This is a genomic window from Hyalangium gracile (assembly GCF_020103725.1).
In the GTDB taxonomy this organism is placed as follows: Bacteria; Myxococcota; Myxococcia; order Myxococcales; family Myxococcaceae; genus Hyalangium; species Hyalangium gracile.
This window is the reverse complement of sequence record NZ_JAHXBG010000017.1, coordinates 141,023-162,018: the sequence shown is the minus strand read 5'-3', so window position 1 is coordinate 162,018 and position 20,996 is coordinate 141,023. Positions and strand designations below refer to the sequence as shown.

The window sequence follows — 20,996 nt, the reverse complement described above, 5'->3', positions numbered from 1 at the left end:
TTCTCTCCAGGAGAACGGCTCCACCCCGCATCGTACCCGGCGCCGAGCCCCGCTCCCGCCCCTCCGCTGGGCGAGCGAGCGGCGCTACTGCGGAGGCGGGTACTTCTGCAGCTTGCGCTGGAGCGAGCGCCGATGGAGCCCCAGCCGCCGCGCCGCCTCGGAGATGTTGCCGGCGCAGTCGGCCAGCACCCGCTGGATGTGCTCCCACTCGGCCCGCGCCAGCGAGGGCGCCTGCACGTCCTCGGCCACCTGCGTGCTGGGCTCTCCCAGGCCTCGCGCCAGCGCCACGAGCAGGTCATCCACGTCCGCCGGCTTCGGCACGTAGTTGAGCGCGCCCAGCCGCACCGCCTCCACCGCCGTGGCGATGCTGCCGTAGCCGGTGAGCACCAGGATGCGCGTGGAGCCATCCAGCGCGCGCAGCTCGCGCACCAGCTCCAGCCCGCTGCGCCCCGGCATCCGCAGGTCCACCACCGCCAGCTCCGGCGACTCCTGCCGCGCGACGGCCAGCGCCTCGTCCACCGAGCCAGCCGTCACCACCTCGTAGCCGCGCTCGCGGAAGGCGCGCGCCAGGCGCTCGCGGAACACCTCGTCATCGTCCACGAGCAGCAGGAAGGGGGCGTCGGAGGCTCTCGAAGGCAGCATGGTGGGGCCCGGGCTCACGCACCCGAGGCCTGGACACTCGCCTCACCCGCTTCCGGGGACAACGGGGCAAATTGTCGCAGGCGCTCCACCGGCCACGTCATCTCCACCCGCGTCCCCTGCCCCGGTACCGAGCGCAGCTCCAGCTTGCCACCGAGCTGGTCCAGCACCGCCCGCGCCAGGAAGAGGCCCAGCCCCATCCCCTCGCCCGGCGGCTTGGTGGTGAAGAAGGGCTCGCCCGCGCGCGCCAGCACCTCCGCCGGCATTCCCGCGCCCTGGTCCTCCACGGACAGCCGCCAGCCCCGCTCCTCGCGCACGAGCGCCAGGCGCACCCGGCCCTCCGGAGGCGAGGCCTGGAGCGCGTTCTTCACCACCCCACGAATGGCATGCGTCAGCGCTCCGGCCGGCAGGGACACCTGCTCCTGCCCATGGCGCCCGTCCGCCTCCACCTGCACCCGCTCGCGGCCCCGCAGGCCCTCGAGCACGCGCTCCAGCAGCACCGCCGGCGTCACCGCGACGAAGGCCTCGCCCCGGCTGGCCCCGGCATCCGCGGCCATCTGCGCGAGGATGTCGTGGCAGCGCGCCACCTGCTGGCGGATGAGCTGCGCGTCCTCGCGCCCCGCCGGGCTGAGCTCCGCCCGCCGCTCCAGCTCTCGCGCCACCACCGCGATGGTGGACAGGGGCGTGGACAGCTCATGCGCCGCGCCCGCCGCCAGCGTGGCCAGCGCGGCCAGCTTCTCGTTGCGCGCCGTCACCGCCCGAGCCGCCATCAACTCCGCCTCGCGCTCGGCCAGGGCCCGGGTGACGCGCTGGACGAAGTAGACGATGAACGCCGACGCCACCCCGAAGGCCAGCCACATGCCCTCCAGGTGCAGCGGCACGTCATTGATGTGGTGGTGCGTGGCCCCCGACGCCCCACCGGGCACCCACAGGTGCCGGACGAACAAGGTGCCGAAGCACGCGGAGGCCAGCGCCACCAGCGCCCACGTCCACCGCGCGTGCAGCACCACCGCCGCCAGCGCGATGTGCACCAGGTACAGCGTGCTGAACGGGTTGAACGGGCCGCCGCTCAAGTCCAGAAGCACCGTGAGCAGCACCACGTCCAGCGCCATCACCGCCCACAGCATCCACTCGCGGATCTCCCGCGGGCGGCGAGACCACAGCCCCAGCGCCACGTTGCTCACGGCCCCCACGCCCACCGTGGCGAACAGCGGCAGCAGCGGCAGGGGCATCCCCAGCCCCAGGTGCGCCAGGAGGATCAGCCCCCCCTGCCCCACCACCGCCCCCCAGCGCAGCCTCAGCAGCCACGAGAGGTTGATGGCGTGCGCGTCGCGCACCTCACGGCCCTCCGAGCGTCATCCGGAACTGCCGGAAGATGAGGAAGCCCACCACCAGGAGGATGAGGAAGAAGATCAGCCCGGCCAGCAGCTGCGCCCGCGAGGAGCTGCTCGGCGCGGGCGTCGGCGTGAAGGACACCGGCGAGGCCGTGGCCAGCCGCACCACCTCGTCCCGCCCGCGCTGCGCGTAGAGGTCCTCCGGGGCCTGCGCCAGGCGGATGCGGTACAGCCGCCCCGCCACCGCCAGCTCGCCCCGCCCCACCGCCAGCGACAGCAGCCTGTCGTGCGCGTCCCGATCGTCCCACCGCTCCAGCACCGCGAGCCACGCGGCGCGCAGCGGCTCGGAGACCTGCTGCTCCGCCGGATCGAAGTTCGCGTACACCAGGCCGCACGAGGCGCAGGCCTCCACGCCCTGCTTGCGCACCGCGATGCACTTGGGACAGAAGCCCGGCGGCACCGCGAACGGATCCTCCGAGCGCGCCAGCGCCGCCGCCTCCCGCACCTGCTCCTCGGAGGGCCGCAGCGCCACCACCTTCAGCGCCGGCGCCGTGTTGGTCCGAGGCGCGGGCACCTGCGGCGACGTCGCCTCCGCGGCCGTCTGCGCCACGGCCGCCACCAGCGCCTCCTCGGGCCGCGCGCGGCTCTCCTGACCACAGCGCGCGCACGTCATCACCAGCACGCCCAGCTCCACCCGGAACGCCGCCGGCGGCGCGAGCCGCTCGCACGCATCGCAGAGGTACCTCATGAGAGCACCTGACGAAGAGGGACAGGCATGGCGCACCCGATCAGCGCCGCCAGGCACAGGGCGCAGATCCACTTCCGCCCGCGGCTCAGCGGCACCTCGGGCTCTACCACCTCCGGGTGCCCGAAGCCCACCAGCTTGCTCGTCACCACCAGCCACACCCCCCACGAGGCCGTGGCGAACAGCGTCAGCAGGAACAGCACCAGCGCCACGCCCTTGCCCACCCACCGCGCGCGCGGGCCGAACAGCGCGAAGGCCATGTGCCCTCCGTCCAGCTGCCCCACCGGCAGCAGGTTGAGCAGCGTGACGAGCAGCCCGAACCACCCGGCGATCACCACCGGGTGCACCAGCACGTCCTTGCCCTCCGGCAGCGGCCCCACCGCCAGCCGCGTCAGCCCCTGCATCAGCAGGCTGTCGCCGAAGATGATCTGCATCTGCCCGGTGAACGCCTCCTCTGGCGCGGGCGTCGCGTGGGTAATCCTCGCCATCACCCAGGTGAACAGCTCGCGCAGCAGCACCCAGAGTGAGTTCTCTCCCGGAAAAGTGGCCTGCACCGCGGGTGAGTCCACCACCCGCGAGTGGCACAGCCCCCAGTAGAGGATGGGCAGCGCCACCGCCAGCCCCGCCAGCGGCCCCGCCGCGCCGATATCCACCAGCGCGTTCCGGTTCGGAATCCGGCTGCGAATGCGGATCACCGCCCCCAGCGTCCCCACTCCCACGAAGGGCAGCGGGATGAAGTACGGCAATGTCGTATCCACCCGATGGAGGCGGGCCAGCACGTAGTGGCCCATCTCGTGCGAGCCGAGGATGGCCATCAGCGAGAGGCTGAAGGCCAGCGACTCCATTCGCAGCCGCTGGAGATCCTCGCTCCCGCCAAAGGACCAGGGGTACGCGCTATAGGTGGTGAGCACCGTCAGCGCGAACAGCAGCAGGTGCAGCCAGAGCCGCGAGGCGGGGCGGGCGGTAACGGTCTCCATGGAGTGCCTGGGAGTGTGGGTACCAAGCGCTCCCATCCTTTGCAACGCAAGGACCTGACCCCGCAAAAAGGGGATTCTGTTCGGAACTGATCTTGACTCCAGTCCTGCATCTGCTACGAACCCCGCGCGCTTGAGGGGCCAGTACTCAACGAAGGGCTCGCACGGTCGAACCCTTCAAATTCCCGCAAGCCAACTCTCTGGGAGGGAAACACAAATGAAGAAGGCCATTCTGTCCGCCGTTGCCGCGATGAGCCTCGTGGCTTGCACCAGCGTCGAGAGCGCCGTCGTTTCGGGCGCCGAGGTTTCCGCCAACGGTGGCGAGGCCGTCGCCGTGGTCCAGGCCAACGCCCTGGGCCTGACCGCCATCTTCCACATCGTCGACCTGGTCCAGAGCGACCTCGACACCGTGGTGAACAAGCTCCTGGTGGCCGAGGCCAAGGCCATGGGCGCCTCCAAGGTCGACCTGAAGGGCGCTGGCACCACCCCCCGCCACGGCATCTTCGCCCTGGCCGGCGGCATCATCGGCATCACCCAGTCCTCCGCGATGGGCATCGCCGTCAAGTAAGCCCGTCCGAGTCACTGTCTTTCCGGAAGGCCCCCTGGCAACAGCGGGGCCTTCTTTCATTTCTCCCTCCTGCTCCCCCCGGCCTCCGCATGCGCGCCCGCCTCCTGTCCCTGCTCCTCCTCGCCCTCGCGGGCTGCAGCAAGCAGTCCGAGGAAGCCAACCTGCTGAACGAGGTGAAGCGGCGGCTGACCGAGCGCGACGCACGGCTGACGAGCTACCGGCTGGAGGGGCGCACGAGCGAGGGCGGCGCCGAGCCGGTGGGCTTCACCTTCGCCTACCGCGCGCCCCAGAAGATGCGCGGCGCGCTCGCGGCGCCCATCTCGCGCACCTTCTCCTGGGACGGCGAGCGCCTCTACGAGCGGAGCGACGCGGACAAGCGCTTCACCACCTTCCAGACGGAGATGGCCGCGGAGCGGCGCGCCGGCTTCCTCACCGAGACGTTCTCCCCCTTCACCCCCGAGGGCTTCCGCGCCCCGCTGCTGCCCTCGAGCGTGCGTGTGAAGCGCACCTCGCACCCGCGCGCCCCGGAGGCCGTGGAGCTCACCGGCAAGGTGGCCGCCGAGCAGCTCGAGGTGGCGTACACGCTGCGCTGGCCCTCGCTGGACTTCCTGGGCAAGCAGACGCGCCTGGCCGACGGCACCGCCATGGAGGTGCGCTTGGAGGAGGAGCACTGCGAGAAGGCGATCGAGCTCTGCGTCCCCAAGCAGCTCTCGCGCTGGGTCAAGGGCGAGAAGGTTGGCGAGACGACGCTGTCCACCGTCGAGCTCAACCCGACGCTGCCCAATGACACCTTCACCCTCGTGGCGCCCGAGGGTTACGAGGTGCAGACGAAGACACTGGTGGACTCCGCGGGGAAATAGCCCTCCGGGTTGCCCGCTGGCCCTTCCGTTCCCACCTTCCTGTCCGGAGGTACGGGGGATGGTGCAGAACGTCATTTTCGACGTGGATGGGACGCTGGTGGACTCGGTGGACGAGCATGCCGAGGCCTGGCGTCGGGCCTTCCTGGAGTTCGGCCGGGATGTGCCCTTCGCGCACGTGCGCAGCCAGATCGGCAAGGGCGCCGATCAGCTCATCCCCGTCTTCTTCAACGACGAGGAGCTGGCCCAGTTCGGCAAGGATCTGGAGGAGTACCGCTCCCAGCTCTTCCTCAAGGACTTCCTGCCGAAGATCCGCCCCTTCCCGAAGGTGCGCGAGCTCTTCCAGCGCCTGCACAAGGAGGGGCGCCGCGTCGCCCTGGCCTCCAGCGCCAGGCAGGAGGAGCTCGAGCACTACATCAAGCTGTGCCGCCTCAAGGGGCTGTTCGAGGAGGCCACCAGCAAGGACGAGGTGGACAAGAGCAAGCCCCACCCGGACATCTTCGCCGCGGCGATGAAGCGGCTGGGCAGCCCGGACGTGAGCGCCACCGTCGTGATTGGAGACACGCCGTATGACGCGCTGGCCGCGGGCAAGCTGAGCCTGCCCACCGTGGGCGTGCTGTGCGGCGGCTTCTCGCCGGAGGATCTGCGCGCGGCCGGCTGCCGGGTGCTGATGAAGGATCCGGCGGAGCTGCTCGCTCGCTTCGAGGAGTCTCCGCGCACCTGGCCCTGGGGAGAGGCGGGCATGCCCGCGGCTCCCGAGGACGAGGAGTCCCGCTAGGCCGCAGGAGGCAGGGTCTCGTTCATGGAGGATCCACTGGAAACAGCGCTCATCGCGCCACCGCGCCGCCGCACCCTCGATGAGGGGCCCGCGATGCTGGTGGTGAACACGAAGTCCCGCTCGGGGAAGGAAGCCTTCCAGCTGGCCCGGGAGGCGCTCGCCGCCCGAGGCGTGCCGCTGCTCGGCAGCCATGCGCTCACCAACCCCGACTGGCTGCCGCGCCTGCTGAACGAAGCCGTGGAGCACGGGGTGCGGCGCATCCTCGTGGGCGGCGGAGACGGCACGGTGAGCGGCGCGGTGTCCCACCTGCTCGGCCGGAACGTGTCCCTGGGCGTGCTGCCCATGGGCACGGGCAACGACTTCGCGCGCTCGCTGGGCATCCCGCCCTCGCTGGAGGCCGCCTGCGACGTCATCGCCCAGGGCTACACGGCGCGCGTGGACGTGGGGCTGGCCAACGGCAAGCCCTTCCTCAACGCGGCCAGCATGGGCCTGGCCACGGCCATCGCCAAGCGGCTGACCAAGCGCATCAAGCAGCGCATCGGCAAGCTCGCCTACCCGGTGGCCGCCGTCTCCCAGCTCTGGGAGCACCAGCCGTTCCGCGTGAGGATGAAGGCGGACTCGCAGTCGCTCGAGCTGGATGCGCTGCAGCTCGTGGTGGGCAACGGGCGCTACCACGGCGCGGGCAACGTCGTGGCTCCGGACGCGGCGCTGGATGATCGCCGGCTGCACGTGTACGCCATCACCGCGCCCTCCGCGGAGTCGGGCCGGGAGGGCACGGGCCTGGGACAGATCGAGGATCTCGCGACGCTGGCGCGCGTGGCCATGTCCCTGCGGCGCGGGGACCACGTGGAGCACCCGGCCGTCACCTACCTGCGGACCTCCCGGCTGTACGTGGAGACGGAGCCCGTCGAGGAGGTGAACGCGGACGGAGAGCTCATCGGCCGCACGCCGATGCTCTTCGAGCTGGTGCCCTCCGCGCTGCGCGTCTACGCCCCGGCGCCGCCAGAGCCCACGACGCACTGAGCCTACGGCTCCACCTGGGTGGAGACGATGGGGTGCTGCGCCGCCGTCTGCCAGGGCACCTCCGGCCACCACCGCTCGACGGCGGGCGGCGCGCTCGGCTCGACGCTCTGCCCGGGCTTGGGGGCGATGATGCTCTGGCCCGCGCTGCTGGCCGCCGCAAGCACGCGCTCGATGGGCTCGGTCCAGCCATGCATGGCGAGGGTGAACAGCCCCCAGTGCACCGGCAGCAGCACCCGGCCCCGGACCATCTGGTGGGCCCGCACCGCCTGCTCGGGACCGATGTGCCAGTCGGGCCAGGCGCGGTGGTACTGGCCCACCTCGATCATCGTCACGTCGAAGGGCCCCAGCTTCTCGCCGATGTCCTTCATCGCCGGGAACAGGCCCGTGTCACCCGAGTAGTACGCCCGGTGCCTGGGGCCGATGAGCGCGTAGCCGGCCCACAGCGTCCCATCCTTGTCCGTCAGGAACCGCCCCGAGGCATGGCGCGCGGGCGTGCAGACGATCTCCAGCCCGCCCACTCGGGTCCGCTCCCACCAGTCCAGCTCGACGATGCGCGCCTCGGGCACGCCCCAGGAGGCCAGGTGCGCGCCAATCCCCAGCGGCACGATGAAGGTGGTGTTCCAGTCCTTCATCGCCGCGATCGTCCCGTGGTCGAGGTGATCATAGTGGTCGTGGGAGATGACGACGGCGTCGATCGACGGCAGCTCCCCCAGCGCGACGAGCGGGGAGTACCAGCGCCGCGGGCCAATCCAGCTCAGGGGCGAGACGCGCTCGCTCCACGCCGGATCCGTGAGGACGCGGTGGCCGTCGATCTCCACCAGCACCGACGAGTGCCCGAACCAGGTGACGCGCAGGCCCGAGCTGGGAGGAGTCCCGAACCGCTGGGCATCGCCGGCCACCGTGGGCATCGGCTCGCGGGGGCTCACGTCGGGGCTGGCATCCTTCAGGGCCACCAGGGAGCCCCACAAGTCATTCATGAGCGGCTGCGGGTTCTCGAAGTGGCCGTCCTTCCACTGCGGTGAGCCCTTCATCCGCGCGCGGCGCTCGCCCTCGGCGCCGCGGCCGAGCGCCGTCCAGGCATCGGCGGCCGTGCCGATGAGGGCGAGGACCAGCAGCACCCCGGTCCACCGGGCCACACGTCCCAGAACGCCGCGCCGCTTCGTGCTCTTCATCCGTGCCTCATGCGTGGCCGCATCCTACACGGACGAGGCGTGTGGGCAGCCCGTCAGCTCTGCTCCAGCACCCGCGAGAGCACCTGGGCGGTGAAGTTCACCAGGGGGATGACGCGCTGGTAGTTCATGCGCGTGGGCCCGATGACGCCCACCGAGCCGAGCACCTGCTCCCGGCTGCCGTACGGGCTGGCGATGACGGTCAGCTCGCCGGCGGCGGAGAACTCGCTCTCGGCGCCGATGAAGATCTGCATCTCCCGGGCGCGCTGGACGCGGTCGAGCAGCAGCAGCAGCTTGTGCTTCTCGTCCAGCGTCTTGAAGAGGGCGCGCATGCGCTCCACGTCGGCGAACTCGGGCTGCTCCAGGAAGGAGCCGGTGCCCTCGATGCGCACGCGCTCGGCCTCGGGCGTCTGCAGGTCCGTGGCCGCCGCGCCCAGCTTGAGCGCCTTGGCCGTCAGCGCGTTGTAGAGCGCCTGCTCCTGGTCCATCTCCTGGCGGATGCGCTCGCGGGCCTCCTCCAGGGGCACCTCGCGCAGCAGCTCCGAGAGGTAGTTGGACGCCTTGAGCAGCTCGTCCGAGGTGACGGGGAAGTCCACCATCAGGATCTTGTTCTGCACCTGGCCGTTGAGCCCCACCAGCACGGCCAGCACGCGGTCCTCGCGCAGCCGGACGAACTCCACGCGGTGGAACACCGCCGCCTCCGGGCGCGGCGTGAGCACCACGCTGGCATGCCGGGTGAGCGAGTGGAGGATGCGGCTGGCCTCACCGAGCGCTTCCTGGAGGCTGGTCTCCTGGACGAGCCCGGCGTGGATCAGCTCGCGGTCCTTGGGCGCCGGCTCCTTCAGCCGCACCAGCGTGTCCACGTAGAAGCGGTAGCCCCGGTCGGTGGGCACGCGGCCCGCGGAGGTGTGTGGCTTCTCCAGGAAGCCCAGCTCCTCCAGGTCCGCCAGCACGTTGCGCAGGGTAGCCGAGGAGACATCGAACTCAGGCTTACGGCTGAGGTGGTGGCTGCCCACCGGACCCCCGGTGGTGATGTACTCCTGCACGACCGCTCGCAGGACTTCTTTCTCTCGCTCGCCTAGCTCTTCCGACATCCCTGATCACGCTCCAGACCGCCGCGCAGTCCTCCCAGTACCTCGCTTATGAAGGACACCTCAAAGTTTAAGGAGGTCTCTGGAGCGGTTCAATCCCGGCTCGGCTGGCAGCCATCCAGACGCCCGTCAAGAGGGGGCGGTTCTTGCGCCCCACTTTTCCGTGATCTCCCCGATTGAAGCGGAGGGGCGAGGTGGCTTGAGATGTAGCACCGCATGTACGACGACACCCTCGAGGTCCGCCACGCCGCCGAGTCCCTGCTGTACCGCTACGCCACGTGCCTGGACGACGGGCCGCTGGAGCACTGGCCGCGCTGCTTCACGGACGCGGGGCAGTACCGGCTCATCCCTCGGGAGAACCTGGTCCAGAACGTCCCGGTGGCGCTGATGCACTGCACCTCCCGGAACCAGCTCGAGGAGTGCGTCACCACCCTGCTGCGCTCTCACGCTACCGTTCCCTACGCCTGCCGCCATCTCTATACCAACGTCCAGGTGGAGGCGCCGCGTGGGGGGCGTACCTCGGTACGAGCCAACTACGCCGTGTACCACACGGTGGAGGAGGGCGAGGTGGACCTGCTGAGCATGGGGCGGCTGGAGGCTCGGGTGCTGCTGGAGCCGATGCCGCTCTTCGAGCGCATGGACGTCATCTACGAGATGTGCCGGCTCTCGGGGCTGAAGGTGTACCCCCTCTGAGAGCGGGGCGCGAACTGTACCGGTCACGAACGCGGGCAACTGCCCCCTGGCACAGGCGCGCACATCGCACGCTGGGAATCGCCGGGTTACAAGTGCGGCGCCTTGTCCTCGACCGCTCCCTCTCTGGCTGCTCTCCCCGTGGAGTCCTCCCCCGCGGATCCCCGGAAGGGCTGGATCGTCTTCTGCCTCTTCGCGCTGTACGTCATCTGGGGGTCCACGTACCTGGGCATCCGGTGGACGCTCCAGGGCGGCTTCCCACCGCTGATGCTGGGCGCGGTGCGCTTCACACTGGCGGGGGCGATCCTCTACGCGGTGCTGCGCCTGAGAGGCACGCCCGCGCCCACCTGGCCCCAGTGGCGTGCCGGCGCGTTCACCGGGGTGCTGCTGCTGGCCGTGGGCAACGGGTGCGTGGCGTTCGCGCAGCAGTGGGTGCCCTCGGGCGTCGCGGCGCTGGTGGTGGGCAGCATGCCGCTGTGGGCCACGCTCTTCGGCGGGCTGTATGACGGGCAGTGGCCCGGCCGGGCCGAGCGCTGGGGGCTGGCGCTGGGCTTCTTCGGCATCGTCCTGCTCAACAAGGGGGGCGAGCTGGGCGAGCACTGGGGCGCGGTGCTCGCGCTGCTGCTGGCGCCGGTGAGCTGGGCGTTTGGCTCCATCTGGGGCCGGCGCAGCCCGTCGATGCCCAAGGGGCTGATGGCCACCGCCACGCAGATGCTGTGCTCCGGGGTCGTCCTGCTGGTGGTGAGCCTCTCCGTGGGCGAGCGCATGAGCGCCCTGCCGGACACCCGGGCCCTGCTGGCGTTCGTCTACCTGGTGGCCTTCGGCTCGCTCATCGCGTTCAGCGCGTATGGCTACCTGCTGCGCAACGCGCGGCCGGCCATCGCCACCAGCTACGCCTACGTGAACCCGGTGGTGGCGGTGCTGCTCGGCGTGGCGCTGGGCGGCGAGACGCCGGGCCCCTATGCCATCGTTGCGATGGGGGCCATCCTCGTGGCGGTGATGCTCATCACCCGCAAGGCCTCCGCGCCGCCTGTCCGGGAGCCCGTCGTGGCGGCGCAGGGAAACACCGCCCCCTGAGCGCGCGGGAAGGGCGTCAGAGCGTGGCGACGGGCGGGGGCGGCGCGCATCCGGCTCCAGCGCGAAGCTCCCCCGTCCGAAGCTGGAATCTGCGTTTCATTCAAGTCCCGCCTTCGGCGCTCGGCCTAGGCTCAGCCCCTCTTCAGGGATCAGGCTCCCATGCCCCCCAGAAGAAGCTGTCAACCTGCGACTTGACGATGTTTAGACCCATGAAAAAGACTCTTGCCTCACTGATTGTCCTCTCTGCGGCTGCCATCGCCTGCGGTGATGAAGGCTCCGCCCCTGACTTCAACCTCTCGGGTGCAAAGGCCCTTCTCCGTAAGGGCCTCGACTCCGGGAGTTCAAAGGCTCCGGAATCAAACCTCTTCAAGATTGAAGCGAATAGCAATGTCACTCCCGTCCTCGAAGGGATTGAAGTGGTGAGTGCCCATCCCATCTCCTGGGGGGTGATCGTCACCACTCGTGCCACGGGAACGGATGACCTCCGGACCTTCTACGTGAAGCCCGACAATACTTCCGGCGAACTCCCAGCAGACATCGGGCACTTCATTGGGGAGAACGACAACGGCGATGTTGCATTTGTCACCAGCAAAGTGCTCAGAAAGGCGACCTTGACGTTGGAGACAATACAAACCACGCTCACCCGGCCGCTCGTGAACAGCATGTCTGGTAACTTCGCCATCATCAGTGACAACTCCGTTCACCAGATTCTCAATACGGTCAACGGCGTGCGCTACAATGTCATGGGCTGCAACGGTCCGGGCATGGTGGCTCTGGATGCCACCCACGCGCTGATTGATGATTGCCAGCCCAACAGGGTGATCGACATGGCTACCGGTGAGCGCACGGAAAGCGCCCCCTTCGCGCTGAACCATGAGCGCGTACGCAGTGAGAACGGAGCCGTGGTGCTTACTCAGGGACTGGGGAGCGACCACAGCCTTTATTATCTGGGTGCAGTTGACGTTCACGGCGACATCACACTTGTCAATGAATACGGATTCAGTCCCGGCACTCCCGAGTGCTTAAGCTGCGGCTCGAATTCCGTGCTGTACAAGACCGGTGATTATTTCATCGTGCGCGAGCTCAGCAAGGTGACTGTCGTCAAGCGCGGTGAGCCCAATCCTGTCTTCATCCTGTCAGGCTATAACGTCACCTCCATTTCGACGAACGACAATCGCGTCTACTATCTCGCGGAAGACAGCACGGGCCATCCCATCACCGGTGTCTATGATCTGGTGACCCATGAGAACAAAGTCGTGCTGGATTCAGAGCGGTTCACGGAAATCCATGCCATGAACTAGGTGCGAGGACTGCTGCTCCCGGGTAGTACCACCCGAGCCGTCGGCTCGACGCTGCCGACCTCGGAAGCATTCTCCAGCGGGGCAGGTGGTGGGCTACTCGCTCATGGAGGGGAGCGACTATCGGCCGAGAGCGGCCCTGTGGACCGCGGATCCCAGCTGCATCCCGGTGCGTCTGAGCGAGCACAACCTCTTTCTGCTCGGCGACTACGCGGGAGGCCACCACGTGGAGGGCAGAGTGGCCGCGGGAGGAGACATCACCTGACGGACTTCGCGGTGGGTCAGGCCGTGCCGAGCGGCTCGCTCTCCCCGGCGCTGATCGCGGGCCGGACCCTGCCCCTCGCGCGCGGCGCCGTCGGGGGGAGCGCCGTCCACGGAGACAACGTCAGCACGGACAGCACCGTCTCCTTCCCAGCGGGCAGCGGTGTGTCCCAGGGCAAGCCCATCGACTTCCAGGCCCGCTTCACCGCGCTGCGCGCGCAGTCCGCCTGGCTCTCGCGGGTGCCGGCCAATGGCTCCACGAGGCGCGCGCCCTGGGGCGGCGTGATGCTGCGCGGCACGGATTCCCAGACGAACACGTTCGAGGTGAAGGCCAGTGCCTTCACGGGGGCCGCGCTCCTGTCCATCAACCCGCCAGCCGGCTCGCTGGCCGTCGTCAACATCCGCGGGGCCGCGGCCACCTTCACCGGCTTCGGCACCACGCTCAGCGGGGGCATCCAGTCGCGGGACATCCTCTACAACTTCGTGGATGCCGCCTCGATCACCGCCTCTGGCTACAGCTTCCAGGGCACGGTGCTCGCCCCTTACGCCCGGGTCAGCTTCAGCAACGGGAGCTTCGAAAGGGGGCTCTATGCCGTGTCGCTGACGGGAGATGCCGCGGGCCACCTGAACGTGCTGGCGGAGCGCGCCGTCTGCCACTGAGCTGGTGGAGTCCTCACCGTCTTCCTTCTCGGCGGTGCGGTGGGAGGGATGGGTCAAGCGAGCTTCGGCGGCTCGCGACCCATCAGCTCCTCCAGCTCTACCCCCTTCCAGAGCTTCTCATTGTCGATGGGGGACGGACTGCCGCTCAGCCGCGCTTCCGCGAGATTGACGGCGGAGAGCAGTCCCAGGTCGTTCTTCGTCACGACGTCCAGGAACCGCCTGAACTCCTCCACGTATCTCGCATACTCGCTCTCCGTGGGGATGATGCTGTCCGCGTCGTTCAGCACCTTGGCCTCCGTGGCACTCAGCCAACCTCGGATGCCATCGCCATCCCAGGTCCATGGGTTGTCGCGGTAGCCATCCACGACACGGGCCAGGAGGCCACCCACGGCGGTGGCCCCCGGTCTCACGTCCACCGCCCCTCTGAAGAAGAGCTTCCCCATCCTGAAGTACGGGTAGAAGCTCGCGCATTCAGCAAAGACGATGAACTCGAAGAATCGCCTGTAGTGGTATTCCCAGGGCTGGGAGCCGATGAAGTTCCTTTCCCCGCCCTGTCCGGTGTCGGTGGAGTACCCAGGGTGGCTCGTGAAGTCCTCGCTGAATTGACGGGAGATCTCGATGATCTCCGCGATTCCCAGGTCGCACTCACCACGCGGGCACGTTCTCAGATACCTCGTGTAGTGCTCCTCGAGGCTCCCTTTCCGCCCTCGCAGCCTGGGCACGGTCTCCTCGTGGAACCTCCGGTCATCGAAGACGTGAAGCGTATTCCAGTCACCCATGGTCGAGCCCCTGGTCGGGAGGGTTCGATCCGGCAGCTTGTCACGCCCCTGGAGCCAGTGCATTCGTCGCAGCGGTGCCCATCAGGCGGATTGCTTTCCTTGGCCGGCCGCCCCCTGGTGCTCCGTCGCCGGTGTTGTGAGAGGTGAAGACCACCGCCATTGAAACAACGGAGGGCGCTCGCCCCCGCCCGCCTCGCTAACCCGCCCTTTCAACTCACCGAACAGCCCACGACGACCCGGGCAGAAGTGACACATGGCAACGGCGGGTGTCTAGGCCACAGGCGAAACGTGACAGCAGATCGGGAAGCGTGCAGACGGGCAACCAAGGGCCAATGCGCGCGAGCGGATCAACCGCCGTGCGGCGCGGCGGAATCGTTGGCCGTGTCGCGGGCGCGGCGCTGATACGGGGCTGACAACGGAACTTCAGCGGGACTTTCTCCGTAACAGCTCGGCCCCTTGGCACGCGCGCACGTCGGACAGCTCCAGCTCGGCCCGGAGCGCGCGGCGGACGGCTCCAGCTCGGCTCAGGGCGCGCGCGTCGGACAGCTCCAGTTCGGGCGCCGCGTACAGGTCCACCTCGGCACGGGGGACATACCGTAGGACTCTCCAAGTCCTATTCAACTACCCGCCCTCTGCGAGCATGAACTTTCCAAGTCGGTGCGTGCCAGAGGACTTCGTAGGTCATAGGCTGGGATGGCATGGGACTTGTTAGGTGCTAAAATCTCGTCTGACGTATTGGTGTGTGCGCAATCTGTCCCGGGAACTTGCGATAACTCCGATCACTCGGGCTGTGCCCGGAGGCCCCATGACCCATCACGCCAACTCTTGGCGCCTGAGCTGTGCGCTCCTGATCTGCGCCAGCCTGTTAGCCGGTGTGGGCTGTAGTTCGACGCAAGCTGCCCATCAGGGCACCGGCGGATCGGGCTCTGCGGATGGGGCTGCCGCATACGGGCAGGAAACCGCGCAGCGCACGGATTCCATCGCGCAGGCTGCCTGCGGCCCGTTTGACAGCACCGTTTCCTGCTGCCTTAAACAGCACCCGGGCGAGTTCGAACGCTGCGGGGCTATAGACCCTGGGAAGGCACCCACTCGGGCACCCAAGCAAGCGCCCCGGACGGATCCGAATCCGTACCCGCCCCCGCCCCCCACTACGGATCCGTACCCGCCCCCCACGGATGCAGCCCCTCCCGACAGACGGAAGAGGGATCAGCAATGCCGCGAGTATTGGAATCAGTGCATCGCACTCGGAGGCGAGTACGAGAAGCGCGGGCAGCATGGCCGCACCATCTGCGCGTCCTGCTACGACCAGTGCATGGGGCTGGGCTACTGGCCCAAAGAGGTCAACGACTTTGAATGTCTCGGAGGCTTCTAGCCGTGGCCCGCCTTCGTTGGGAATGGTGGAACAAGGTTGCCGAGGAACGCCAGTGGCTCACCCTCGGAATGATCTTCGCAGAAGTGCCTTTTGACGCCTACGTGGCCGCGCTCAAGGATCTAGAGCGACAGTTTGCACGAGAGGCGCGAACTCCTGGCGAACGCCTGCACCTCAAGCGCCTGACGGCAGAGGACGCATTGAACGCGGCATTCAGGATGGATCGCCCATGGAAAGATTTTGGCCAGTGGCTACGCAGGCTCAAACGGCTGGGCTTCCCGAATCTCTGGAGCCGCTACCAGATCTCGACGATCTATGTGCAGTCCTTGCACAACTTCCCGGAGCAAACCCGAGACGCTTTTGAGATGTTGGCGGACACAAGGCGCAGGGTCTTGAGGCGACGCAAGGATCGCCCTTCGCGCCAACAGATGCTTGACGGGATCGAGCACGCCCGACGCGAGGCAGCACAATACGGCATCCAGCCGCCCGCGAAATCGAAGCGGTAGGGCACGGGAAACGCCCGCACAATCCCAGCTCGGCCCGATGGTGCGCGCGGCGGACGGCTCCAGCTCGGCCCGGTGGCGCGCGCCCGCAGCTTGGCAGTGCGGAAACCGGGCAAGAGAGCGCGCCCGGGGAGCACCGCGCTGGCTGCTCCCACTGCCTCTAGAACGCGCTGCCACGCCCACGGGGCGCCTCAATGGTCCTGGCGTTGATGGACCCTGTCCCGCTGGGCCTGCAGGAAGGGAGGAAGCGGGCTTCGCTCCCTTCCTGGAACTTCAGCGCCTACGGGCTGAACGTGCCGGTGAGCACGCTGGCGCGGCCTCGAGGCAGCGAGCGCATGTACGGGCTCGTCGCCAGGTCCGAACCGGGCTGGTACCAGCTCTGGATCTCCGCGAAGTACGTCTGGCCCGCCTGCAGCACGTCTGGGGGCAGATACACGCTTTGGAGATCCGTGTGCAGCGCCGCCACTCGCGTGACGGTGGTGCGGCCATTGCTCACGCCCAGCCGGTAGATGTTCACCACGTAGTTCGTGGCCGTGCCGACCAGCGGCTTGGACCAGCGCAGGGAGGCGTCAGTCCCCACGCCCGTGAGGTTCTGGAACGCGCCCCGCGTGTTCACCAGGGGCGCTTGCACCGGCCCGATGAGCGGCTGCACAGGCGCGGCCGCGAACGCGCTCGCCTCCTGATCCACGCGGATGTCCACGCTCATGGTGTAGGGCGTCGCGGTCCCCAGCGCGTAGCTCTTCGTAAAGCCCGCGGCGACGAGCGCCACCTTCTGCCACGTCGCCGGGAGCGGGTTGTTGTACGCCATGTTCCCCGTGACGATGTCGGTCCGCTGCGCGTCAGGATTGAGCTTCACGAGCAGCGGCGGGCCGCTGATGGATGCGAGCGCCGAGCTCAGCGCGGCCGGCCGGGCGGACATCCAGATCTCGTTGTACGTGCTGACCGCGCTTGGGTTCACCTGGGTGCGCATCGCCTCGAAGGCCGAGCGCCTCCAGTCCACCCCGAAGGTACCCGTCGCGACGGGCTGGGTGAAGGTGCCGCTGACGGTGACGGGCTGGCCGTCGACTTGGGTCATGCTCGTGAGGAGCACCTTGTGCATGGCGCGGTAGGGCACCCCATTCGGGCTCGTCTGCAGCCGCATCTGCGCCAGTGAGAACAGATCCCCGCGGCTGCTGTCGAGCAGCACCGGATTGAGCATGTTGGCGTAATCGAAGCTCATCCCCGAGAGCGACGTAGCGCCCGCCTGGGGGAACCCCGTCGCGTTGGAGTCGATGTAGCCGAACGCGCCGGGGTTCAGCGAATACATGTCCAGGTAGTCCCCCGACTGCCAGGGGGACAGGCCGGTGGCGGACACCGTCACGGGTGTGGACAGCGAGGCGAAGGCGCCATCTCGGCCCCACTCCGTAGAGCCCAGATCGAACGAGCGTCCGGTGCTCACCAGGTAGCGCGAGCCCAGCTTCAGATAGATGCGCCCGGAGGGGACGCTCGGCACGGAGATGGTGCCGTCCGCCGAGCCCGTGCCCGGGTAGGCCGTGAACTCCCCAGTGGTTGAGTCCCGCGTGTACGCCACCACCGACGTGGCCGATTGATCGTACGGCGTCGTCTCGTTCCCCGACATGGCAACGAAGGTGATCGGACTGGTGCCGGTGACATGGGTGCTCAGGGCTCGGGTGACCTGGGAGGTCGTGTCCGCCGACATGGAGGAGTCCAGCGCCTCGGCCTCGTCGAAACCCGCGCAGCCGCCCCCTGTCATGCCGATCAAAAGCCCGAGAGACAGCAATGACTTATGCATTTGCAAATGCACCCTTTCGGCGACGCCCTGAGTGGCGTCACGTAGAGGAATTCATACCGGACATGTCTGACATTTCCTGGGACACTTCAATTCCCTCTTTCCGTGCACGTCCAGCGTGCTCTCGGTCACGCTGGACGACAGCCTGCAGTCCAGGTGCTTGAGCTAGAAGGGTGCCGCGGACGCGCCGGGCTGTCCTGGTTCGGCTCCGAGTCGTAGCGCGACACGACGACGAAGGACCGCTGGCCGTCTGCCGAGCGTTGTAGACAACCGAGAAGCCGTTCGGCGTGACGACAGAGCCCTTGCTCGTCACCTGAGTGGCGTACACAGCCCAGGACGAGTCCCACCGGTAGCCCGCCCAGGCCGCCACGTAGTTCGTCCCATCGAACGCCACCCTCGGCGAGGACTGCTGCACCGGCTCCGTGCAGAGCGCGAACCCGCTGCTATCCAGCACCACCCCCTCGCCGGATACAGGCCGTGCGTCCGTCACCGCCACGGTGTGGCAGCTCCACGGTGAAGGCCGAGCCCTGCCCCGGGGTGCTGTCCACCTGGATGCGGCCGCCGTGCGCCTCCACCACCTGGCGCGCGATCCACAGCCCCAGCCCGAAGCCCCCGTACTTCCGGACGGAGACGGCCCGCTCGAACCGCTCGAAGATGCGGCTCCGGTCCTCGGGAGCAATGCCGATGCCCTGGTCCTTCACCGTGAGCACCGCGCTGCCTCCTACTTCGCGGACCTGCACCTCGACGGGCTTCTGCTCGCCGTAGCGGGCCGCATTGGAGAGCAGGTTCGTCACCAGCTGCTCGATGCGCAGCCGATCGTACCGGCCCACCAGCGGACCCTGCGTCTCCAGCGTCACCGGAGAGCCCGCGCGCTCCAGCTCCTCGCGCATCCGCTCGACCGTCTCCCTCACCAGGCCGGACAGGTCCACGTCCTCGAGCCGGAGGCTCAGCCGCCCCATGGAGATCTGCGAGACATCCAGCAGCGTCTCCACCAGGCCGTGCAGCCGCTGCACCTGCCGGGCGGCGATGCCGAGCCGCTGGCTCAGGAGCGCACGAGACTCGGGCGGGAGCTGGCGCTCGATGAGGTCCAGCTGCAGCCGGAAGGCCGCCAGGGGCGTCTTCAGCTCGTGGCTGGCGACGGACAGGAACTCGTCCCGGGCCTGGATGGCCTCGCGCAGGCTCACCGCGAGCCCTTCCTGGCGGCTCAGCTCCCGGCGCATGCGCGCCAGCTCCACGTTGGAGCGCACGCGCGCCCGAAGCTCCCGGGCGCTGAAGGGCTTCACCAGGTAGTCATCCGCGCCCGCCTCCAGGCCCTCGATGGCGGCCTCCTCACCGGCGCGGGCGGACAGCATCACCACTGGCAGCCCGCGCGTGCGCGGATCCTCCCGCAGCGCCCGGAGCAGCGCGAAGCCATCCAGGCCCGGCATCATCACGTCGGTGAGCACCAGGTCCGGCGGGTGGGCCAGGGCCGCCTCCAGCGCCGCCTGCCCGTCCGGGAACGCCTCGATTTCGAACGAGGAAGAGAGGACGCGCCGGACGTAGTCACGCATGTCGGCGTTGTCGTCGGCCAGGATGATGCGCCCCGTGGGAGCCGAGCGCTCCTCCCGTCCACCCGCGTCCCCTGCCTCGCTGCCTCCCCAGCGCGCGGCCTCCTCCAGGAAGGGCGCCACGCCGCTCGCCGTGGAGGACAGCAGTCGGGGAGCGCGGATCCGCTCGGCCTCCAGGTGGGCCACGCCCTGCGGAATGGACACGGTGAAGGTGGTGCCACGCCCCTGCTGACTCTCCACCCGCACCTCGCCACCGTGCATCCGCACCAGCTCCCGCACGAGCGAGAGCCCGATGCCCGTTCCCTCGTGCGTGCGGCTCTTCGCTCCCCGCACCCGGTAGAAGCGCTCGAAGAGGTGCGGCAGGTCCGCCTGGGGAATCCCCGTCCCGGTGTCCGAGACTTCCAGGACGGCCTGCCCGGCCTGCTCGCGCAGCCGCACGTGGATGCCGCCCTCGAAGGTGAACTTGAGCGCGTTGGACAGCAGGTTGAGGACGATCTTCTCCCACATCTCCCGGTCCACGTACGTGGGCGCCGGGAGCGGAGGGCAGTCCAGCATCAGCGTCAGCCCCGCGCGCTCCACCGCCGAGTCGAAGCTGCTGGCCAGCTCGGTGGTGAAGGTGGCCAGGTCCGTCGGCTCGAAGCTCGCCTCGAGCCGGCCCGCCTCCAGGCGGCTGAAGTCCAGCAGCGTGTTCACCAGCCGCAGCAGCCGCATGGCGTTGCGGTGGACGAGCCGCAGCTCCTCCCGCGCCTGGGGGGGCAGGCGGTCCGTGGCGAGCAGATCCTCCAGCGGCCCCAGCATCAGCGTGAGGGGCGTGCGGAACTCGTGGGAGACGTTGCTGAAGAAGGCCGTCTTGGCGCGGTCCAATTCCGCGAGCACCTCGGCCCGGCGCCGCTCTTCCTCGTAGGCCTGAGCGTTGCGCAGCGCCACGGACACCTGGCTCCCCAGCAGCGCATAGAAGGAGGCGTACCCCTCATCCAGCGCCCGGTTGGGGCTGAGCCCCGCCACCAGCACGCCGAGCGGCGCCGACTGCTCCGAGGAGGCAATCGGCATCACCAGCGCCGAGCGGACCGCGTCTCCCCACGGCCCGCCCTTCACCGCCAGGTGGCGCGTCACGTCGTCCACCCGCACCGTCTCGCCCGCGGCGGCCCGCGCCAGCGGCCACGCACCACCCTCCTCCGCCAGCGAGACGGAGGCCGGGCTCGCCGCCCCGCCCGCCTCCAGGCCCACCACGCCGCTGAGCTTCAGCGTCCGTCCATCCGCGGCGCGCAGGTAGAGCAGCGCGAAGGGCACATCCAGCGGGTGCTCGGAGACGGTCGCCGCCACGTCCTGGCACGTCCGCGCCATGGTGCGCATCTCGCTGGCCTTGGAGGACAAGTCCCTCAGCAGCCGCAGCCGCCGCTCGCCCAGCACCTGCTCCGTCACCTCGCTGCACACCGCGAGCATGCCGGCGATGGCGCCCGCGTCGTCCTCCGCCGGAGCGTGCGAGACGCTGAAGTAGGACTCCTCGCGGTAGCCGTTGCGCTCCAGCAGGAGCAGCAGCGCGGGGATCCAGTTGGCGCGGCCGGTGGCCATCACCTCCTGGATGAGCGGCCCCAGCGTGTCCCAGGCCTCGGCCAGCGTGACGCGGATGTCCTCGCCGAGCGCGGACGGGTGCTTGTCTCCAATGAGCCGGGAGTACGCGTCGTTGTAGATCTGGATGAGCCGAGGCCCCCAGGTGAGCACCATGGGGTAGCGCGAGGCGAGCAGCGTCTTGACGAGCACCGCCAGGCTGGGCTGCCAGGACTCGACCCGGCCCAGCGGGGTGGACGCCCAGTCATGCGCGCCCACGCGCGAGTGCATCTCACT

General features: G+C 68.9%; 19 protein-coding genes. 10 read left to right on the top strand and 9 right to left on the bottom strand.

Annotated elements, in window-relative coordinates:
• Positions 1-84: 84 nt before the first annotated feature.
• The 4 genes from KY572_RS30540 to KY572_RS30525 are packed head-to-tail and all read right to left on the bottom strand — an operon-like array spanning position 85 to position 3,695.
• A complete protein-coding gene (locus KY572_RS30540; protein ID WP_224246987.1) occupies positions 85-642 on the bottom strand; it encodes a response regulator transcription factor in 558 nt (185 codons plus the stop codon).
• Between the two features lie 14 nt (positions 643-656).
• On the bottom strand, positions 657-1,976 hold the full coding sequence (locus KY572_RS30535; RefSeq protein ID WP_224246985.1) for an ATP-binding protein: 1,320 nt from the start codon (positions 1,974-1,976) through the stop codon (positions 657-659).
• 1 nt (position 1,977) lies between these two features.
• Complete coding sequence (locus tag KY572_RS30530; protein WP_224246983.1) at positions 1,978-2,721, bottom strand: hypothetical protein; 744 nt, start codon at positions 2,719-2,721, stop codon at positions 1,978-1,980.
• The gene (locus KY572_RS30525) at positions 2,718-3,695 is read right to left on the bottom strand and encodes a site-2 protease family protein (protein ID WP_224246981.1); all 978 of its coding nucleotides are present in this window, start codon (positions 3,693-3,695) and stop codon (positions 2,718-2,720) included. Before KY572_RS30525 ends, KY572_RS30530 begins: the two co-directional genes overlap by 4 nt.
• A gap of 214 nt (positions 3,696-3,909) precedes the next feature.
• On the opposite strand from KY572_RS30525, the gene KY572_RS30520 reads away from it, so the two are divergent.
• From KY572_RS30520 to KY572_RS30505, 4 genes are all read left to right on the top strand, one after another.
• Complete coding sequence (locus KY572_RS30520) at positions 3,910-4,260, top strand: hypothetical protein (protein WP_224246973.1); 351 nt, start codon at positions 3,910-3,912, stop codon at positions 4,258-4,260.
• Between the two features lie 89 nt (positions 4,261-4,349).
• Entirely contained in the window at positions 4,350-5,120 is a 771-nt protein-coding gene (locus KY572_RS30515; RefSeq protein ID WP_224246972.1) for a hypothetical protein, read from the top strand.
• A 58-nt stretch (positions 5,121-5,178) separates the two neighbouring features.
• Entirely contained in the window at positions 5,179-5,895 is a 717-nt protein-coding gene (locus tag KY572_RS30510) for an HAD family hydrolase (protein ID WP_224246970.1), read from the top strand.
• A 24-nt stretch (positions 5,896-5,919) separates the two neighbouring features.
• Complete coding sequence (locus KY572_RS30505) at positions 5,920-6,918, top strand: lipid kinase (protein WP_224246968.1); 999 nt, start codon at positions 5,920-5,922, stop codon at positions 6,916-6,918.
• 2 nt (positions 6,919-6,920) lie between these two features.
• Here KY572_RS30505 and KY572_RS30500 read toward each other — a convergent pair whose 3' ends face one another.
• Both KY572_RS30500 and hrcA read right to left on the bottom strand, forming a co-directional pair.
• Positions 6,921-8,090 (bottom strand): MBL fold metallo-hydrolase, encoded by a 1,170-nt coding sequence (locus tag KY572_RS30500; RefSeq protein WP_224246966.1) that lies wholly within the window; start codon positions 8,088-8,090, stop codon positions 6,921-6,923.
• A gap of 53 nt (positions 8,091-8,143) precedes the next feature.
• Entirely contained in the window at positions 8,144-9,181 is a 1,038-nt protein-coding gene (gene hrcA, locus KY572_RS30495; protein ID WP_224246964.1) for a heat-inducible transcriptional repressor HrcA, read from the bottom strand.
• Between the two features lie 213 nt (positions 9,182-9,394).
• Between hrcA and KY572_RS30490 the strand changes: the two genes are divergently transcribed.
• From KY572_RS30490 to KY572_RS30470, 5 genes are all read left to right on the top strand, one after another.
• Entirely contained in the window at positions 9,395-9,871 is a 477-nt protein-coding gene (locus KY572_RS30490; RefSeq protein ID WP_224246956.1) for an aromatic-ring-hydroxylating dioxygenase subunit beta, read from the top strand.
• A 138-nt stretch (positions 9,872-10,009) separates the two neighbouring features.
• On the top strand, positions 10,010-10,945 hold the full coding sequence (gene yedA, locus KY572_RS30485; RefSeq protein WP_224246948.1) for a drug/metabolite exporter YedA: 936 nt from the start codon (positions 10,010-10,012) through the stop codon (positions 10,943-10,945).
• A 209-nt stretch (positions 10,946-11,154) separates the two neighbouring features.
• Positions 11,155-12,246 (top strand): hypothetical protein, encoded by a 1,092-nt coding sequence (locus tag KY572_RS30480; RefSeq protein ID WP_224246946.1) that lies wholly within the window; start codon positions 11,155-11,157, stop codon positions 12,244-12,246.
• Positions 12,247-12,334: 88 nt separating this feature from the next.
• The gene (locus KY572_RS30475) at positions 12,335-12,508 is read left to right on the top strand and encodes a collagen-binding domain-containing protein (protein WP_224246937.1); all 174 of its coding nucleotides are present in this window, start codon (positions 12,335-12,337) and stop codon (positions 12,506-12,508) included.
• An 11-nt stretch (positions 12,509-12,519) separates the two neighbouring features.
• Positions 12,520-13,164: a choice-of-anchor A family protein gene (locus tag KY572_RS30470; RefSeq protein WP_224246935.1), complete on the top strand. Its 645-nt coding sequence runs from the start codon at positions 12,520-12,522 to the stop codon at positions 13,162-13,164.
• Between the two features lie 53 nt (positions 13,165-13,217).
• On the opposite strand, the gene KY572_RS30465 is transcribed toward KY572_RS30470, so the two are convergent.
• Positions 13,218-14,006, bottom strand: coding sequence for a hypothetical protein (locus tag KY572_RS30465; protein ID WP_224246932.1), 789 nt, complete (start codon positions 14,004-14,006; stop codon positions 13,218-13,220).
• Positions 14,007-15,317: 1,311 nt separating this feature from the next.
• On the opposite strand from KY572_RS30465, the gene KY572_RS30460 reads away from it, so the two are divergent.
• Entirely contained in the window at positions 15,318-15,818 is a 501-nt protein-coding gene (locus KY572_RS30460) for a hypothetical protein (protein ID WP_224246930.1), read from the top strand.
• Positions 15,819-16,095: 277 nt separating this feature from the next.
• On the opposite strand, the gene KY572_RS30455 is transcribed toward KY572_RS30460, so the two are convergent.
• Positions 16,096-17,607 carry an ABC transporter substrate-binding protein gene (locus KY572_RS30455; RefSeq protein ID WP_224246928.1) on the bottom strand — a complete coding sequence of 504 codons (1,512 nt, stop codon included), beginning with the start codon at positions 17,605-17,607 and terminating at the stop codon, positions 16,096-16,098.
• 440 nt (positions 17,608-18,047) lie between these two features.
• Positions 18,048-20,990 carry a hybrid sensor histidine kinase/response regulator gene (locus KY572_RS30450; protein WP_224246926.1) on the bottom strand — a complete coding sequence of 981 codons (2,943 nt, stop codon included), beginning with the start codon at positions 20,988-20,990 and terminating at the stop codon, positions 18,048-18,050.
• Positions 20,991-20,996: the final 6 nt, after the last annotated feature.

Coding starts and splice junctions, on each gene's coding strand:
- KY572_RS30480 (WP_224246946.1), top strand. CDS start 11,155: ATGAAAAAGACTCTTGCCTCACTGATTGTCCTCTCTGCGGCTGCCATC.
- KY572_RS30525 (WP_224246981.1), bottom strand. CDS start 3,695: ATGGAGACCGTTACCGCCCGCCCCGCCTCGCGGCTCTGGCTGCACCTG.
- KY572_RS30465 (WP_224246932.1), bottom strand. CDS start 14,006: ATGCACTGGCTCCAGGGGCGTGACAAGCTGCCGGATCGAACCCTCCCG.
- KY572_RS30520 (WP_224246973.1), top strand. CDS start 3,910: ATGAAGAAGGCCATTCTGTCCGCCGTTGCCGCGATGAGCCTCGTGGCT.
- KY572_RS30490 (WP_224246956.1), top strand. CDS start 9,395: ATGTACGACGACACCCTCGAGGTCCGCCACGCCGCCGAGTCCCTGCTG.
- hrcA (WP_224246964.1), bottom strand. CDS start 9,181: ATGTCGGAAGAGCTAGGCGAGCGAGAGAAAGAAGTCCTGCGAGCGGTC.
- KY572_RS30540 (WP_224246987.1), bottom strand. CDS start 642: ATGCTGCCTTCGAGAGCCTCCGACGCCCCCTTCCTGCTGCTCGTGGAC.
- KY572_RS30455 (WP_224246928.1), bottom strand. CDS start 17,607: ATGCATAAGTCATTGCTGTCTCTCGGGCTTTTGATCGGCATGACAGGG.
- KY572_RS30530 (WP_224246983.1), bottom strand. CDS start 2,721: ATGAGGTACCTCTGCGATGCGTGCGAGCGGCTCGCGCCGCCGGCGGCG.
- KY572_RS30510 (WP_224246970.1), top strand. CDS start 5,179: ATGGTGCAGAACGTCATTTTCGACGTGGATGGGACGCTGGTGGACTCG.
- KY572_RS30450 (WP_224246926.1), bottom strand. CDS start 20,990: ATGCACTCGCGCGTGGGCGCGCATGACTGGGCGTCCACCCCGCTGGGC.
- KY572_RS30500 (WP_224246966.1), bottom strand. CDS start 8,090: ATGAAGAGCACGAAGCGGCGCGGCGTTCTGGGACGTGTGGCCCGGTGG.
- KY572_RS30515 (WP_224246972.1), top strand. CDS start 4,350: ATGCGCGCCCGCCTCCTGTCCCTGCTCCTCCTCGCCCTCGCGGGCTGC.
- KY572_RS30505 (WP_224246968.1), top strand. CDS start 5,920: ATGGAGGATCCACTGGAAACAGCGCTCATCGCGCCACCGCGCCGCCGC.